Annotated in this window: 14 protein-coding genes and 1 tRNA gene; 8 read left to right on the forward strand and 7 right to left on the reverse strand. The window is 44.6% G+C overall.

The window, feature by feature from the left end; translation table 11 throughout:
* The first annotated feature begins 258 nt into the window (after positions 1–258).
* The 8 genes from PseudUWO310_RS16885 to PseudUWO310_RS16920 all read left to right on the forward strand — a co-directional run bounded on the left by PseudUWO310_RS16885 (position 259) and on the right by PseudUWO310_RS16920 (position 9,498).
* On the forward strand, positions 259–1,473 hold the full coding sequence (locus PseudUWO310_RS16885; RefSeq protein ID WP_142603336.1) for a DUF2252 domain-containing protein: 1,215 nt from the start codon (positions 259–261) through the stop codon (positions 1,471–1,473).
* Positions 1,474–1,763: 290 nt separating this feature from the next.
* A complete protein-coding gene (locus PseudUWO310_RS16890; protein WP_142603338.1) occupies positions 1,764–3,869 on the forward strand; it encodes a TonB-dependent receptor plug domain-containing protein in 2,106 nt (701 codons plus the stop codon).
* Between the two features lie 330 nt (positions 3,870–4,199).
* The gene (locus PseudUWO310_RS16895; protein ID WP_055075377.1) at positions 4,200–4,499 is read left to right on the forward strand and encodes a hypothetical protein; all 300 of its coding nucleotides are present in this window, start codon (positions 4,200–4,202) and stop codon (positions 4,497–4,499) included.
* A 237-nt stretch (positions 4,500–4,736) separates the two neighbouring features.
* The gene (gene gshB / locus PseudUWO310_RS16900; protein WP_142603340.1) at positions 4,737–5,699 is read left to right on the forward strand and encodes a glutathione synthase; all 963 of its coding nucleotides are present in this window, start codon (positions 4,737–4,739) and stop codon (positions 5,697–5,699) included.
* Between the two features lie 242 nt (positions 5,700–5,941).
* Positions 5,942–6,925 carry a DUF1517 domain-containing protein gene (locus tag PseudUWO310_RS16905; protein WP_142603341.1) on the forward strand — a complete coding sequence of 328 codons (984 nt, stop codon included), beginning with the start codon at positions 5,942–5,944 and terminating at the stop codon, positions 6,923–6,925.
* 465 nt (positions 6,926–7,390) lie between these two features.
* Positions 7,391–8,533, forward strand: a complete 1,143-nt coding sequence (locus PseudUWO310_RS16910) for a hypothetical protein (protein ID WP_142603343.1) — start codon at positions 7,391–7,393, stop codon at positions 8,531–8,533.
* A 104-nt stretch (positions 8,534–8,637) separates the two neighbouring features.
* A complete protein-coding gene (locus PseudUWO310_RS16915; RefSeq protein WP_142603345.1) occupies positions 8,638–9,210 on the forward strand; it encodes a TIGR04376 family protein in 573 nt (190 codons plus the stop codon).
* A gap of 214 nt (positions 9,211–9,424) precedes the next feature.
* Positions 9,425–9,498 (forward strand) — tRNA-Pro (locus PseudUWO310_RS16920).
* A gap of 217 nt (positions 9,499–9,715) precedes the next feature.
* Here PseudUWO310_RS16920 and PseudUWO310_RS16925 read toward each other — a convergent pair.
* From PseudUWO310_RS16925 to PseudUWO310_RS16955, 7 genes are all read right to left on the reverse strand, one after another.
* Positions 9,716–10,993, reverse strand: a complete 1,278-nt coding sequence (locus PseudUWO310_RS16925; protein ID WP_142603347.1) for a CCA tRNA nucleotidyltransferase — start codon at positions 10,991–10,993, stop codon at positions 9,716–9,718.
* 200 nt (positions 10,994–11,193) lie between these two features.
* On the reverse strand, positions 11,194–12,675 hold the full coding sequence (locus PseudUWO310_RS16930; protein ID WP_142603349.1) for a cobyric acid synthase: 1,482 nt from the start codon (positions 12,673–12,675) through the stop codon (positions 11,194–11,196).
* A gap of 244 nt (positions 12,676–12,919) precedes the next feature.
* Positions 12,920–13,786, reverse strand: a complete 867-nt coding sequence (locus PseudUWO310_RS16935) for a DUF4388 domain-containing protein (protein WP_142603352.1) — start codon at positions 13,784–13,786, stop codon at positions 12,920–12,922.
* A gap of 84 nt (positions 13,787–13,870) precedes the next feature.
* Entirely contained in the window at positions 13,871–14,410 is a 540-nt protein-coding gene (locus PseudUWO310_RS16940; RefSeq protein WP_142603353.1) for a GTP-binding protein, read from the reverse strand.
* A 193-nt stretch (positions 14,411–14,603) separates the two neighbouring features.
* Positions 14,604–14,975, reverse strand: coding sequence for a roadblock/LC7 domain-containing protein (locus PseudUWO310_RS16945; protein WP_009626283.1), 372 nt, complete (start codon positions 14,973–14,975; stop codon positions 14,604–14,606).
* Positions 14,976–15,062: 87 nt separating this feature from the next.
* Entirely contained in the window at positions 15,063–15,521 is a 459-nt protein-coding gene (locus PseudUWO310_RS16950; protein WP_142603355.1) for a hypothetical protein, read from the reverse strand.
* A gap of 69 nt (positions 15,522–15,590) precedes the next feature.
* A complete protein-coding gene (locus PseudUWO310_RS16955) occupies positions 15,591–16,148 on the reverse strand; it encodes a protoglobin domain-containing protein (protein WP_142603357.1) in 558 nt (185 codons plus the stop codon).
* Positions 16,149–16,581: the final 433 nt, after the last annotated feature.

Genomic DNA, 16,581 nt, shown 5'->3' on the forward strand with positions numbered 1-16,581 from the left:
CGCCAGTGTTGCCGCGCTCCGCGCGGCAACACTATTTTGTTTTTGTCCTAAGGGACTTGCAATTTAATGAAGTACCAAATATAAAACCAGAATCGGTGGCGCAGCTCCGCCGCGCCACCGATTCTGGTAAATCTGGATTGGTATCTTATTTTCTCGCAAGTCCCTAACAAGAATGGTGGCAGCTATATAAACCAGATCAAAAAGTGATAAATTAATGGGTGTGTTCGGGAACACATCCATTAGTTTTAGGGACTGTTTATGGCAAAACGAAACATTCGCGCCCGTATTGAGAAATTTAATCTCAGCCAGCCACGAGACCCCAAACTGCTCGAAGCAAAATATGCGGCCATGCGGTCAGAGACCGAGAATCCCTTTGTTTTCTTTCGGGCTACCTGTCATCTTTTTTATGAAGACTTACCCATTACATCTTGGTTCAAAAAAGCCCCACTAACTTGGATTTGCGGCGATCTGCATATTGAGAATTTTGGAAATTATAAAGCTAGTAATCGTCGCGTTTATTTTGATGTTAACGACTTCGATGAGGCGGTTTTAGCCCCATGCACTTGGGAAATTGCCCGATTGCTGACCAGTATTTTTGTGGCTACGGAAACCTTTGCTATCGGACAAGATCTTGCCGAAAAGCTCTGCCAGCAAATTATTGATTCCTATAGTCAAACTGTTGCTAAAGGTAAAGCCTATTGGATGGGAGATGATACAGCGCCTCAGGTTATCAAAGACATGCTGTCTCGCAAAACTGAGGTGAAGCGGAAGGAGTTACTTGAGGAGCGAACGGAACTGAGCAAGGACAAGCAGAAACGCTCGATTAAAATTGATAACAAAAAGGCTTTAGCAGTTTCTGACGAACAGAAGCAAAAAGTGCAAGGTTTCATGGAAACCTTTGCGGCTCAACAATCCAATCCGCAGTTTTTTAAATTATTGGATGTTGCCCAACGCATTGCGGGGAAGGGAAGTTTAGGGGTCGAGCGCTATGTTTTACTGGTGGAAGGCAAAGGATCGCCCGATGGGAATTATCTACTCGATCTGAAAAAATCTCTACCTTCTTCTCTCGCTCCCTATACCACCATTTGGGAACAACCAAAATGGGCAAATCAAGCCGATCGCATTGTCTCGATCCAAAGGCGATCGCAAGCCATCACCATCGCCTTTCTTAATACGATTGTTAATGGGACTGATTCCTTTGTATTGCGGGAACTTCAGTCTACCCTAAGTCCCACCGACCATTTAAAAATCACGAAATGGGATGATAATTTGGAGGAGTCCAAGGAATTGATGCGGGCTTTAGGTGAAGTGGTGGCTTGGTCGCATCTCCGCAGTAGCGGACAACAAGGATCGGCGATCGCCGATGAGTTAATTAATTTCGCCAGTAAATCAAAATGGAAAACGGAAATGATGGAATATGCGAAGACCTACAGCCAACAAGTCCATAAAGATTGGCAGGAATTTCGTCTATAGATTTTATATAAGTAGCTTGGCATAAGTAAACTTAAAACCTAGAAGAGCATACCGCCCGCCGCGCGGGCGGGTATGCTCTTCTGGGTTTTAAAAGCTATAGCTGTGGTGGCGCAAAGCGCCGCCACAGCTATAGCTTTTTGGGGATTAGCCACCAATATTTGCACTGATCTTTGACAGGTTGTCTTTTGACATCGATACAGGCAATAAAAAAGAATGAAATCTTTGTACCAAAGCTAAGAGTTTAGAAAAACTAAAGCTTGAGGCTAAATCTGTGAGGAGTTAAGGTTGACATGAAATCGATGAAGTTGCTGTATGTAGCACCTAGCTTTGCTGCGTCTCTTTTTAGTATGGTGGAAATTGCTGGTGCTGAGCTATCAGAGATGGTAGTCGAAATGCAAAATACAAACATCGCGACTGTGGGTGAATTGCGATCGCAGGTATCGCAAAGCTCTAGTTCGCTCATCCCCTACTTCAAGGTTGAGATCCCGGCCCAGAGTCAAATCCTCGCGCAAGAGTCCAATGAAAATGAAGTCGAAATACAAGTAACAGGAAAAAAAGCTCCATTTACACCTACTTCAGCTCCCGTATATATTGTCCCTAAAGAAGATATCCAAAAGCAAAATCCCAGTAGTGCGGCTGAACTTTTACGCAGTTTGCCAGGATTCACGATCAATGACTATGGATTTGGAGCGGACATCCATACGGGCACTTTTTTGCGTGGCTTTTCGATCAACCAATCCACTTTTCAGATCGATGGTCGATCCTTTGGGAGTAACGTTAATACCTATCATGGGGGAACCGATCTTAATAGCATTCCCGTAGATGCGATCGAACGTGTCGAACTAACGGGAGGGACAAGTGCAACTCTGTATGGCTCGGAAGCCTTTGGCGGCGTAATTAACCTTGTTACGAAAAAAACTCCCCAGCCTCTCAAATTAACTACGGGAATTGAGTTAGGTTCCTATGGTTATCAACGCTATCGGCTTGGCTATGGAGGAACTTTAGATCATGTCAACTTCCGTCTGGGCTACGAACGGTTCTCAACCGATAACAACTATGCTGTGCCATTGGGAGCCGCTAATCGCAATCCCTCCGATGGCAGGCTTTTTAATGGCGATAGCCGTGTTGACAACTTTTACGGTAATGTCGAATTCCCCATCGATTCTCGCAATTCCTTGAGTATTGATGCTTATAAAACAGCTAGTCGGCGAGGGCTACTCTACTTTGGATTTCCACTACAACGCGATCGCCTCGACCATGATCTATTCAATATTGGTACTACTTTAACTAGCAAGCTCGGTCAAGGGGATGACTCAATTCTGAAGACAACGATCGCCTTTAATCAAGATTTTTTCAGTACCTATGGACCAACGGGCACGAGTGATTTTCGGAATGCTTCCCTAGATTCGCGAGCCTTGAGCGGTCGAGTCGAACATCAGTGGCAACTGAACGAAACTAATAAGCTGACATGGGGCTTAGATCTGAAAACAGATTCTATCCGTGGCGATGTATTTAGTTCGCTTCCTGCATTATCTGCCCAGAATGGCATTGTCAATCGCGATCGCTCTCTTCTGGCTCTGTTTGCCTTAAACACTTGGAAAGCCACGGAAAACTTTCAAGTAGAACTAGGTTTACGGCAAAATTTTACAAGCGATTTTGGTAGCTACCTCAATCCCACGGTCGGCACGCGCTGGAACCTTACCCCCAATCTTGCTTTTCGCAATAGTTTTGCCGTACTTCAGCGCAATCCTGGACTAGACCAACTCTATGTATTTGATACCGTACATAATTGGTTGCCAAATTCTAGTCTCATTCCTGAACGGGGTGTCGCCTATACGGCTGGATTTGATTGGAGTGGCGCAGCGGACTCCGTACTGGTGCAGTTAACCTATTTTGGCAGCAGTCTTAGCGATCGCCTTGGTGTCATTGCGGGGCGATGGGACAATGTCGGGCAGGTTAGCACCAATGGCATCGAAGCTGGTATAAAGTGGCAAATTTCACCAGAATTCTCGTCATTTCTCAATTACACCTATACCGATGCCAAAATAAATAGCAGCAAAACGGCTTCTGAAGTTGGTTTGCAATTGGCTACTGTTCCCTATTCCGTAGGCAAGTTAGGCATTGGCTATGATGCCAATGGTTGGCAAGCAAATCTATTTTTCAACTACTACAGCGGCTCCCGTCGGGCTGTTTTTGCCCAAGGGACAGCAGGACAAAATGCTACAGACTTTTCTCCCGCCTATTTGAGCTTGGACTTTAACGCCAAGGTTCCTTTACATAAAAATGTAGCTTTGACTTTGAATCTAGAAAATTTGACCGATAATAGCTATGAAAAAACTAATCGCATCTATCAACCAGGATTAACCTATAGAATCGGTTTACAGGCAAGTTTCTAATTAAGTACCAACCTAGAGAGCGTAACGTCCGCTTAGCGGGCGTTACGCTCTCTAGGTTGTAGTTTACTTATGCTTATCTAGTTATACCAATTCACGAAAGTGTGACAACACTTTTGTGAATTAAAAAACAAACCCAGTAAGGGTTTGAGATTTCCAAAATAGCAACGCCATTTTGGGAATTGGTATTACGAGTTTCTAATACCAATTCACGAAAGTGTGACAACACTTTTGTGAATTAAAAAACAAACCCAGTAAGGGTTTTCCAAGCTCAAAATGGCTACGCCATTTTGAGCTTGGGTATAATTACAAGTTTCTAAGTAAGTAGCTAAAATGCGAGTCAAGATTGAAAACGAAGTACTCTTTATTCATCGTGAGGATGTGCCAAAGTATAACAAGCAAGGTTCGATTGTCCGTAATAGTTACTTTTGGGCTTTGCGATCGATCGCAGGTCGTGCAAATTCCCGTTACGATTGGGAATTTGAGTCAGAGGTATGGTTTGCCCTGCAAAGAATGTTAATCTCCTTTGCGGAATCTGGATATTTACCCACTCAAGAAACTCAGCTAGAATTTGCTCCTGAGACAGAGGAAATTCCTAAGGTTTTACGACTGGTTTCCACAATCATTAGCTAGAGCCCAATTTAAAAATAAAACGCAAAAACCTGTAGCGCACGCACAGCGTGCGCTACAGGTTTAAGGTTTGTTTTTTAATTATGCCCAGCTACTTAATACCAATTCACGAAAGTGTGACAACACTTTCATGAATTAACAACCAAACCCAGTAAGGTTTTGAGATTCCCAAAATGGCGTTGCCATTTTGGGAATTGGTATAAAGCTCTGAATTAAGCTCTGAAAAAATAATAAAATTCTATGAAACTCGCCTTTATTATCGATCCGATCGCGAAGCTCGATCCCGCCCATGACACTAGCGTTGCGCTCATGGAAGCGGCTTGTCGCAAAGGTTATGAAGTATTTATTACCAATATGAATACTCTTAGCGTGAGGGATGGTAAAGCATGGGCTTTGCTGCAACCAATCAAAATCCACCCCATGCCCCTCATCGATGGTAAGTGGCAAATCCCCAATCCTTGGTATGAGACTGACAAGGGCAATTTTCAGCCTCTAGAAAATATGCAATTTGTCTGGATGCGCCCCGATCCTCCTGTAACGACAGAATACCTTTACGCAACCTATATTCTGGACTATGTGGATGGGCGCAAAACCAAAGTCCTCAACTCACCACAGGGCATTCGCGCCGCTAATGAAAAAATGTATGCCTTGCAATTTACAGGTGCAATTCCTAAAACCATTGTCACGGCAGATAAAAGTACAATTCGCGACTTTGTTGCCGCCGAGGGCAAGGCGGTGATGAAGCCCTTGGGTGGCAAAGGTGGTGAGGGAATTTTATTTTTAGAAGTAGGCGATCGCAATCTCAACTCCCTGATCGAAATCAGTACTAATATCGGTAAAACTCCTGTGATGGTGCAGGAATATCTCCCCGATGCTCAAAAGGGGGATAAACGGATTATTTTGCTAGATGGCGAACCCATTGGCGCTGTCAATCGCGTCCCCCAGTCAGGGGAGTTTCGCGGCAATATGGCGGCGGGTGGCAGTGCCGTTCAGGTCAATATTACCGATCGCGAACGGGAAATCTGTACCCAACTCGCCCCAGTCCTGAAGCGTGACGGTTTAATGTTTGTAGGTATCGATGTAATTGGGGGCTATCTCACGGAAGTCAATGTTACTAGCCCCACAGGGGTACGCGAGATCGATCGCCTTGACGGTGTATCGCTAGGCGATCGGGTCATGGATTGGCTATCAAACCTTGACTAAGTAGCTAAACGCAATTAAATATAAAAAATCAAAGCCTGTAGCGCACGCGCAGCGTGCGCTACAGGTTTTGATTCTGGGTTTTATGCCCAGCTATTTATCTAAAGACGAGTGACGGCGCTTCGCGCCGTCACTCGTCCTTATGCCCTAGGCAAACCTTACGTTGCTATAGAGCTAGAATTGAGGGAGAACATTTATCACAAAGCAATATTTTTGAGTAATATTTGAGTCCTATCTTTTGTCCTATGAAATTTTTTAGCTCAGAATTTATCCAAACAGCTAAGGCGATCGCCAAGCGCTCAGCGCGATCACTTTTCGCCCTTTTATTAGTGGCTATGGTCTTATTTGGCAACACCCACGAAGCCCTTGCCAAGCGATCGGGGGGCAGAATGGGTGGTAGTGCCTTTAGGGCTGCGCCCAGCCGTTCGATGCCCTCCAACTCTGGCTATAGCAACCGTAGCTCCTATTCCAATAGCAGCTCCTATTCCCCCATCGGTGGCGGCGGTGGATTTTTCTTCCTACCGATGTTTTTTGGCGGCGGCGGTGGCGGGCTATTTTCGATCCTGTTGTTAGTGATCGTTGCAGGCGCTGTCCTCCAAGCATTTCGGGGTCGCGGTGATGGCGAAGGGATTACAGGTACTGATAATAAGGTAACCGTAGCCAAAATTCAGGTGGGGCTACTGTCCTCAGCGCGATCGCTACAACAGGAGCTAACCCGTCTAGCCCTTGAGTCAGACACATCCTCGGTAGAAGGGTTGGCAACCGTCACCCGTGAAACGGCGATTTCCCTGATGCGTCATCCTGAATATTGGGTCTATGTCAGCAGTGCCAGTGAAAATACCCAGTTTGCCCTTGCCGAACAGAAATTCAACGGATTAGTAATGTCTGAACGGAGCAAACTCAATGCGGAAGTACTAAGTAATGTGAGCGGTCGCATCCTTCAAGGCAAAGCTGCGGCTCCCTCATTGCCCAGTGAAGGAAAGCTCAGCATTGAAGATCCTAGCGAATATATTGTGGTAACCATCCTAATTGCTACTGCTGGTGAAACCCTCGCCAAATTGCCAACTTTACGCTCGTCCTCAGATTTACAAGCCTCTCTATCGGCGATCGGCTCTATTCCTGCGGATAATCTCTTAGCGGTAGAAGTGCTATGGGAGCCTCAGTCTGAAGAATACACCCTAACCACCGATGAGATTTTGACTATCTATCCCGATCTAGTACGCATCTAATTAAGTAGCTGGGCATAATGAAAACCCCAAAGAGAGTTGCCGCGCGGAGCGCGGCAACTCTCTTTGGGGTTTTATGTCCTGATACAGTTGGCGGCAGCTATAGTTTACAGCCCCATCTTATAGTTGTTTTAAATAACTTGTAGACGGGCTTCGACTTCGCTCAGCCCTCGGTGTAAGCTAGCTGAGCGAAGTCGAAGCTGTAGTTTTTATTTGAATTATCTATACAATCCCATCTGACAAATCGATCTGACAATCTGATTTTGAGATCTGACAAAAAATTGTGGCATTAAGAAGCAATCTGTGGTATCACTTACCAGTATTATTTTTTTCTTGTTTGTTCTGAGACAGGTTCAAAGTATTGTGGCTTAGATTAGGATATCGACACAAAATAATTTGATTAATTTTGATTAATAAGTTTGGGTATTCTCACGAGTGCTTGGTTAATGGAGTGAATAGGGTTGGCATATGATGCAAAATACAGATAATAAAAACCAGTTTTACGTAACTCAAGACGTTGATGCCTATACAGACAACGTTGATAACTTAATGGACGATCTATTTGGAGAAGTAGAGTCTACCCTCCACGTTGATTACGCAAAGCAGCGATCGCTTAAACAAAAAAGTTCGCCCACAAGATCCTCAAAAACACATACCAACTCCGCCCCCTATTCCTCCGCTCGTTCATCAGGTTCCGACATAGTTGCCATTGCCAAAATGGATTCTTCCGAAAGAGAGATATCGACATCAAAAGATACCGTTAGCATCACCAAACTTAACGTTGCGGATATTTCCTTGCCACCAATTTCCAAACAGGATGTTCTCTGGATTCAGCCTTACATCATGCGCAATCCAGAGCCAAGCAGCAATCTACCCCCGATCGCGCCACCTCCAGAAACCCCAAAATCTAACCTCCTCGATCGCCTGTTGTTGGTATTTGCCTGTAGTTCGGCATTGCTAGCAGCAGTAATGTGGACGATTAATCATGGCATTTGGCTGGGTAGACAATCGGTCGTCGTCCCTCAAGTCGCTAACTCTAAGGAGAATGCCGATAACAAGAGCTTTGGCGAAGAAATTAAGCGGATGCTAGCAGAAGTGACCGATAAAAATCGAGTGATCGCTAGTCCGAACAATGCCCTTGGTAGCAATCTACCGCTCATGACCGCCCCCCTCATCAGCACCATGCCCTTACCAGTTGGGGCAAATAATCCCTTTGCTAATGGGATGCAGCAACCAATGTACGTGCCCGTGTACCAACCACCGACGGTAAATGGTGGCAATAATCTCCCATCGCCTCTTGCCTTGCCCCCTGCAACAGCAGGCAACACCATTGATGTCACCAATGGCTCTCCCAATACCCGAACACCATCAACTCAAGTCTCGTCCAACGCTGTAGCAGCAGCTCCTGCACCCTCCTACACGTTAATTGGAGTACTTGATTTAGGCGATCGCTCTACGGCGATGTTTGATATGAATGGTTCGGTACAATCGATCGGGCTCGGTAAAGCGATTAGTAATACGGGCTGGTATGTATCGCGAGTAAGTCAGCAGGAAATCACAATTAAACGCGGTAAGGAGAGTAAAACCGTATTTGTTGGGCAAAAGTTCTAGGTGTTAAAATGAGTGCTAGTTATGGCGCGACTTAATCTATAGACTATCTATAGGCTCGTTTTAACTTTAACCTTAACTTTTTAAACAACATCTGAGGATAGTATATGGGGCTAATAGAGGATATATCCCGTTTTTTAGAGACCCGCTTAGAGGAATTTATTCGTAGTAATCCTCAGATTGAGTTGCAAATCCTTGAAGATAAGTTACGGCAGCAAGAAGAAGAAATTGCCAAATTAATCGTTAGTTCTAAGCAAGAAGAGAAAAATCTCCAAGATCGAATTTTAGAAATTGCCGAAGAAATTCGGGTTTGGCACGATCGCACCGTGAAGGCGCAGTCGTTTGACCGTCCCGATCTAGCTAGCGCCGCAAAAGAAAGGGAAGCGGCTTTGTTACGTCAAGGCAATCAAATCTGGGCGCAGATGGAACTTGTAAAAAAACGCGCGATCGATAGTCAATCACTCCAAGTACAGATCCAAGAAAGGCGCAAAGAAGTGCAAGCCAAGATTGCTGAAGCGGCTAGGACGGCTAAAGCAAAATCCCCAAGTAGTACGCCTCTCAATTGGGATAATCTCTATACTCCTCCCTTTCGCGATCCTAACGATAAACTCGAAGAGACCTTCCGTAAATGGGAAATGGATGAGGAGCTAGAGCGCCTCAAGCGCAACATGGGTAAGTAAGGTCAGTGCGGGGTAAGCTGACAAATTTTAAAATCCCAAAAGTAAAAGCCTTGCTAAGCAAGGCTTTTACTTTTGGGATTTGATAAAGGGTTTGCTACGCAAACCCTTTATCAAATCCCGTTTCAAATTATTCCGAACTCACGTTAAAAAAATTTTTTCTAATTGCAAAATCCGCAAATCATTGTGATATAGTAGGAAAGCGTCAAAAACGCAACGGGATGTAGCGCAGCTTGGTAGCGCACCACTTTGGGGTAGTGGGGGTCTTGGGTTCAAATCCCAACATTCCGATTCAAAAATTTTAATAAATAGTTAAACATAACTAAAAACCAAAACCTAGAAGAGCGTACCGCCCGCGTAGCGGGCGGTACGCTCTTCTAGGTTTTAAGTTTACTTATGCTTAACTACTTAGTCCGAATTAGCAATTCTTTGTAGTTCTAAAAATGAACGGATTTATACCAATTCCAAAAATGGCAACGCCATTTTTGGAATTGGTATAAATCTTAACTTACATAATTGATTGAATTAAATCAATTGCTTCTTGTTTGGATTGAATTTTGCCTTCCACTTGTGCAATTTTGACGCTTTCCAATAATTCGCCAATTTTAGGGCTAGGTGCTATTCCCAATTCATTGCGCAGATCGTCGCCACTAATGAGGGCAACGGGATAGGCGATCGCATCGTGGGGATTGAGCCATCGTTCTAACCAAGGGGCGACACTCTCTAGATCGCATCCGCTCGCTAGGGCAAGCGCAGCGATCGCTGGGAAAAATTCTAAGGTTGCTTGAAAAAATTTATATTGCGCCGTTCGCGTTGCCTGACTGACTAAAGTCATAAATTGCGGTAGATAGCGCAAAATGCCAACCAACCATCGTTGTTCTGCACGACTCAAACCCAATGGCTCTAGAGCCGTCGCACTATTGGTTAGGGCTGCTAGTTCGATCGTGACTAGGGCATAGCGATCGCCTGCTAGTTGTTTGCTGAAAAATAAGTCTAGATGCGGGAATTTTGCTAACAAGTCGCGAATTACCCTTCCAATCTGGGTAAATCTTGCTAAATTCAAATGCTGACTTGGCAACCAATCCTCTAAGATGCGATCGCCAATAGCCTCTAGCATCCATTGATTGCCGTTTTGAGTGGACAGCAGATACCCCAATTCTGTCCTGACCCTTTCCGCCGCTATAGACTTCAGCTTTGGCGCAAATTTAATTAAGACCTGTCGAGTTAAGCCCTCAATTGCAAAACCTAACTGAGCCGCCTGTCGGTATCCTCGCAAAATCCGCAAAGGATCTTCTGCCAAGTTCTCAGGAGCAACCATCCTAATTTTCTGCTCTTGCAGATCACGGATACCATTTAAGGGATCGATAAAGTGATAGGAATTCTCAGACAGAAAATCTTGGACATTTGTACTTGCACTAATATTCTGAGCATTCTGAACGTTCTGATCGTTATTTTGGCTAGTTTGATGACATTCTAAGGCGATCGCATTCATACAAAAGTCTCGCCGCCCTAAATCCGCTTCGATGCTCTGCCCCATCTGTTGTGCAAAATCCGCCGTACCATTTTTAAATACGACTCTAGCTATTTGGCGCTCTGCGTCTAAGACTACAAACCCCGCTTTATACTTGCGGGCGATCGCTTGAGCCGTCTCCACAGCCTTTTCTGGTAAGACGAAATCTAAATCGAGATATTTACTCTGGCGATTTAATAAGCGATCGCGTACCCAGCCACCGACCAAATAAGTAGGGGTTGGTAAATCATTAAAATCGAAGGGAAATTGCTGCAAAATCTGTTTATAGTCTACTAAGCTAGAGTTTTTGGTGACTTAAGCTATGGTATACGATCGGCGCACGGCAAAGAAAAGCGATCGCACTTTGTTAACTAATTTCATCAGTCCCCAAGAAGAGAAGGTTGGCGCTTCGCGCCAACCTTCTCTTAGAAAAACGGTAGCGCACGCTGCGCGTGCGCCACAGGGCTTGAATCCAGCTACTTATCTAGATAATGACGAATCTCGTCAAGGTTTAAATGGGCTTCTAGTAAGTCCGCCATCTCGTTATAAAGCTGATGCTGGCGATCTTGCCAAGATATTAAAGCGGGCTGATGTTCGGAAATATTTGCCAATCTTGTGAGAGACTGCCTCACAGCCGCCGATTCAAACAAACCATGCAAATAACTACCCCACACCAGATCCCCCTTGGTTCCCTCATCACGATATTCGCGATCGCATTGAATCGTTAACAAAGGCGGCAGTAACCAAGATTTATCGCTCTCCATTGACTTAGTATTTCCCATATGAATTTCGTAGGTCATCCATTGGTCGATCGCTTGTTCTGATTGCCAGATCGCCTGTACTTGCCGTACCTGTTTGGTCGCCGTAAATTCCGTGTTAATCGGTAATAGCCCTAAACCCTCAACATCTCCCGCTTTACCCGCCAGCCCATCACGATCGCTCAGATATTTACCCAACATCTGGTAGCCCCCGCAAATACCCACGATCGGAATACCTCGGCGATGCGCCAACAGAATTGCATCCGCCAAGCCCGTAGTCCGCAGCCATTGCAGATCGCTGAGGGTATTTTTGCTTCCTGGAAGAATGATAATTCTGGCGCGATCTAGTTCAGCAACGCTCTGCACCCATAGAGTTTCAATCCCCGCATCTAACTGCCAAGGTTGACTATCCTGCGAGTTCGACAAGTGGGGAAATCTGATCCATGCGATCTTCGCGCCGCTACCACTAGTTTCGGCTTCATGGCAAAGGCTATCCTCGCTCTCAGGTTGCAAATCTGAGGCATAGGGCAAAACCCCTAGATAGGGAAGATGGGGCAGATGCTGGCGAAAGTGATGATCCGCATCACTAAACAATCGTAAATCGCCACGAAATTTATTGACAACAAAACCCAGCCCCATAGCTTTGACAGCTTCCGATAGAAGTTGATGCGTGCCGATAATCTGGGCAAACACACCTCCTTTCTCGATATCCCCAACCAGAATCCACCGTCCCTGTAAATGAATGATTGGACGCAAGTTCACCAGATCGCGATGCATGAGATTTAACTCAACAGGACTTCCCGCCCCTTCTAACAGCAAAACATCACAGCGATCGCGCCAAAATTCAAGGGTGTCCCGAACGGTTTCCCATAGAGTCTCGATATGCTGATAATAATCGATGGCGGCAATATGTTGCTTTGCTTTCCCTAATAAAACCAGTTGCGAAGTTCCATTCCCTGAAGGTTTGAGAAGAATGGGATTCATCTCTGCGATGGGACGCATCCCACAGGCGATCGCCTGCACGGCTTGCGCTCTCCCAATCTCCCCCCCTTCTAGCGTCACATAGGAGTTATTAGACATATTTTGAGCTTTAAAGGGAGCAACTCTTACTCCATTGCGCCTCAGCCATGCTCCCAATGCTGTCACCATCCAGCTTTTACCAGCATTAGATGATGTTCCTAAAATAGAGATGGCTTTCATAAATATCAATATTTATCGATTTATCGTAATTTCTTAATTGTGATTTCTAAGAAACCATTTAAGAATTACTTTCTGCGGTCAACAACTCTAAGAGATCCCCCTCAATCCCCCTTAAAAAGGGGGAAGAATTTAATTCTCCCCCCTTTTTAAGGGGGGCTGGGGGGATCTATCCAATTCTTAAATGGTTTCTAAATTGTAATTTCTTAATTGTGATTTCTAAATTGTAATTTCTAAACCGTGATTTCTAAGCTTTATGCTGTAAAAAACCGACTAAGCTCTGTAAGAAGCTATTACTAATAGGTGGGCGATCGGGAATATTATTGGCTTTACCATTGGAATCATTAGCTAGCAAATCTGTATCATCTATATCATTTATCCCCATATCAATATCGGGTACTTCTTCTACTAAGCCTACAACAATTAGCCGAAAAGCAATCTGTTGGACTTTGGCAAGCGGTAAATCAAGGCGTTGGGCAATGCTTCTTAAATTATTAGAACCGTCAGCCAAAGACCATAATTGAGTCTCATTAACATCTAACCGCAGTTGCGATCGCCCCGCAGGGACGATATTAAATAAGGTCGAATTTGGTTCGGGCAACTTACTTTGTAATATTCGCCAATCCTTAAGACTGCGCAATCCCATCAAGGTCGTCTCGGTCGCAGGGAGACTCAAGCCCGTCATTTCTGCCTTGGGCAAACTCACATTCGCATCAAAGCGAAACTGTCCAGATTCGACCTGAAATAGAGCGCATACCTGTCGCAGCACCTGTACGCTAAACAAGAGCTTTAACTGATCTGGCTGTAATATGCCTAAGGATTTGAGATTTAGTCCTAGCAGTACGTTTTCTTCGAGAAGACGCTCTAAATCATCTTTTTGAGAAGGGTTGAGCCAACCTCTTTGCTCAATTAATCTGACTAGTCCTCGATTGTCTAAGCGATCGCCCGCCGCGACAACCCTTCCATTTTGCAACCAGATATGTCGTAAAAAGGGTTTACCTGTCTGGGTGTTTTGGGGATCGCGAATGGTGAGGATTCCAGTTTTTTGCCCCTGATCTAAGAACTGAAATATCTCAGGAAGAGAAAATTCGGATAAAGAGCCTGTAATTGCCATAACTATAAACCAGAAAGTATATGCTTGAATCCTTGACGATGAATAGACTTATTCTTTAACTTCTTTAATATGAAATGACCTAGATCAAGCGGCGGTACTTTGAATATAGTATTGCACGAGAGCTACGATCGCTTGAACGACGGTATCGCGTTCTTCTGCGTGCAAAACAACTACAGGGGGCTGAGACATCTCTTCGACAAATCCCAGTGCCAATTTAATATTCTCACTTGACCACGCTCCTTCACAATCCATATGGGTAATGCCGATAATGTAAGGGATCTGCACCCGACGATTCATATAGCTGAGAATGCGCCTCGCATAGCGAAACTCTTGCGGACGATGGGCTGCGACAAGGAGGATAAAGGCATGGGCTTTTTTAATGAGAATATCCCACATAAAGTCAAAACGCTGCTGTCCTGGTGTTCCATAAATATGTAAAGCCATGTCAGAACCAAAAGTCAATCGACCAAAGTCCATCGCGACAGTGGTTCTATGTTTTATTTCGGCAGTCTCGTCCGTGGCTCGGCGATCAGTATCTACAACATCAATTTCACTAACTGTGCGAATAAAGGTTGACTTCCCTGCTCCCACAGTTCCAGCAACAACCAAGCGCATGATTTCCATAATTTTTTTATTCTTTGCCTATAGTGATCTAAATCAATACATTTTTTGCGGAGGTTGTAAGTAGCTAAGAAGTAAACTTAAAACCTAGAAGAGAGTACCGCCCGCTGCGCGAGCGGTACTCTCTCTGGTTTTGGGTTTTAATTATGCCCAGCTACTTAATGAGCCTCCGCCAAAAATGAACTTGAGCACCTAACTAGGCTAAAGCTGCTTTGAGTTCCGTTGTCACCCGTTTAATTTCTAGCATTAACAATCCCTGCTTCGCTGCTTTGCTTGCTAATACCAGCAATACGGCTTCATCACCACAACTGGTCAAAATCCCATATCCTTTCTCGCCTTCAACATATAGGCGATCGATGCCACCCCTAGCGAGTTCGCTGCCGATACGTTCGCCCAAGGAGAGCATGGCGGCTGACATGGCGGAAACCCTTTCTTCATCCATGCCACTGGGCAATGTTGAGGCTAGAGGTAAACCATCAGGAGACACCAACGCGGCTCCCTGTACATCACTGGTACTAGTGACCAAGTTTTGCAAAATACTTTCCAATTTCGCGACATTAATGCTCATTCTTTTATCCTTAACTTGAACTTTTGCTGGAACTTTTGCTGGAACTTTTGGTAGTTTTAATGGGGATTACGGGTTTAGGAGAGATGGCTATCCAATCACTTCAAACTCAACGACATCGTGGGAACCACCCCGTAAAACTGATTCTGTTTGCTTGCCACGTAGACGCTTGGTCATAACATGTTCGAGCACCCCTTGAATAGCTCCCAATGTGAAAGTCAGTTTGCGAGGAGAGCCTTCTGGTTCTCCCGCAGAGCAAATTGTTTCGCGACAATATACTGTGATTGCTTCCCCAGCTTGTTCGATCTTATCGACAATGCAAAGCCTCGTTCCGTCTTTACCCAATGCTTTCTGAAGGAGGGGAACAAGCCCTTCAAGAGAAGTTTCATTTTCCAACAGTCCAAGCTGTTTGGCAATTTGCTTACCACGATTACGACCTGCGGCAATGAGGGTAATCATGGCGGCTTTTTCACCAAGAGCTTCCTCAGCCCCAGTGACGAGCGCTTTAAAACAAACAATACTGCTGAAATCTCCAAGTTCTGGACGCATATAAAGCCTCAAAATTGATTAAACTAAAACAAACAGATAAAACACACAGAGTTTCGCAGAATTTCGCTTCTACTGCATTCTTGCCGCACCCGTAGTGATCATACGTTTGAATAGACTTTCCGTCCATCCAGTTTCACGCATGACCGCTTGTGATGAGACTTCAACATAGGCTTGCTCGATAAAGGCAAGATCGATCATACAGATTCTTCCCAAAGCATCGCGAAGATCTTCAGAAAGCCCTGCTGATTTGAGTTGTTTGCCTACTTGATTAACCACCGTTGCCATGGCAGGAACGACGTGCTGAGGACCAATTCCAATCTGAACGTGAACTAGTCCGATCCGCCAACGTCTTTCGGCATAGGCGATCCCCCAATCGTCCATACCTGTAAACATTTCTCCAAACCATTCAACGAAAGTTTCATTCAATCGATGCATCCTACCTTCTTTGGCATTCAGAATCTGATTCATTTCGGGATCGCGGGCTAGGTAGGCATAAAAGACTTCTGCCATCTGCAAAGCGATCGAATTTCCCCATGCAGCATTCGCCTTGAGTAAAGCTTTATCCGCATCGGAGAAAGATATACGCGCCTCCATAGTTTGCATGAAAGCCTGAGAACTGAGAGACATAGCTTACTCCTTATGATTTTTCTATAGTTCCTTACCAGCTCTTTATTTTCTTAACGTTTGCCTTAACGTTTGTCTTAATGTTTGCTTTTTAGAAACAATAGTTATCCCGTACTCCCCATTTATTAATGTACCGCAAAAAAGTAGTTTTTTTGCAAATTTCTGACAGATTTTAACATAACTATAATTTAGGAATAAAACCCTTAAACTATTATCTCAAATTATTATCTCAAATATTATTTTTTAAATTATGTTTACAAGCTCACAGTTATTTATACTTAGAGCCAATCAAGCCAAGTACAGTAATTAGTAGTATTTTTTAGTAATGTATTTGCTATTTTAAGGACTCATAGCGCTTGTTATAGCTGTCGCCAAGTGTATTAGGACATAAACCCCAAGAATTGAGTGGCGGCGCTTTGCGCCGCCACTCAATTCT

The organism is Pseudanabaena sp. UWO310 (genome assembly GCF_006861605.1).
Classification (GTDB): domain Bacteria; phylum Cyanobacteriota; class Cyanobacteriia; order Pseudanabaenales; family Pseudanabaenaceae; genus Pseudanabaena.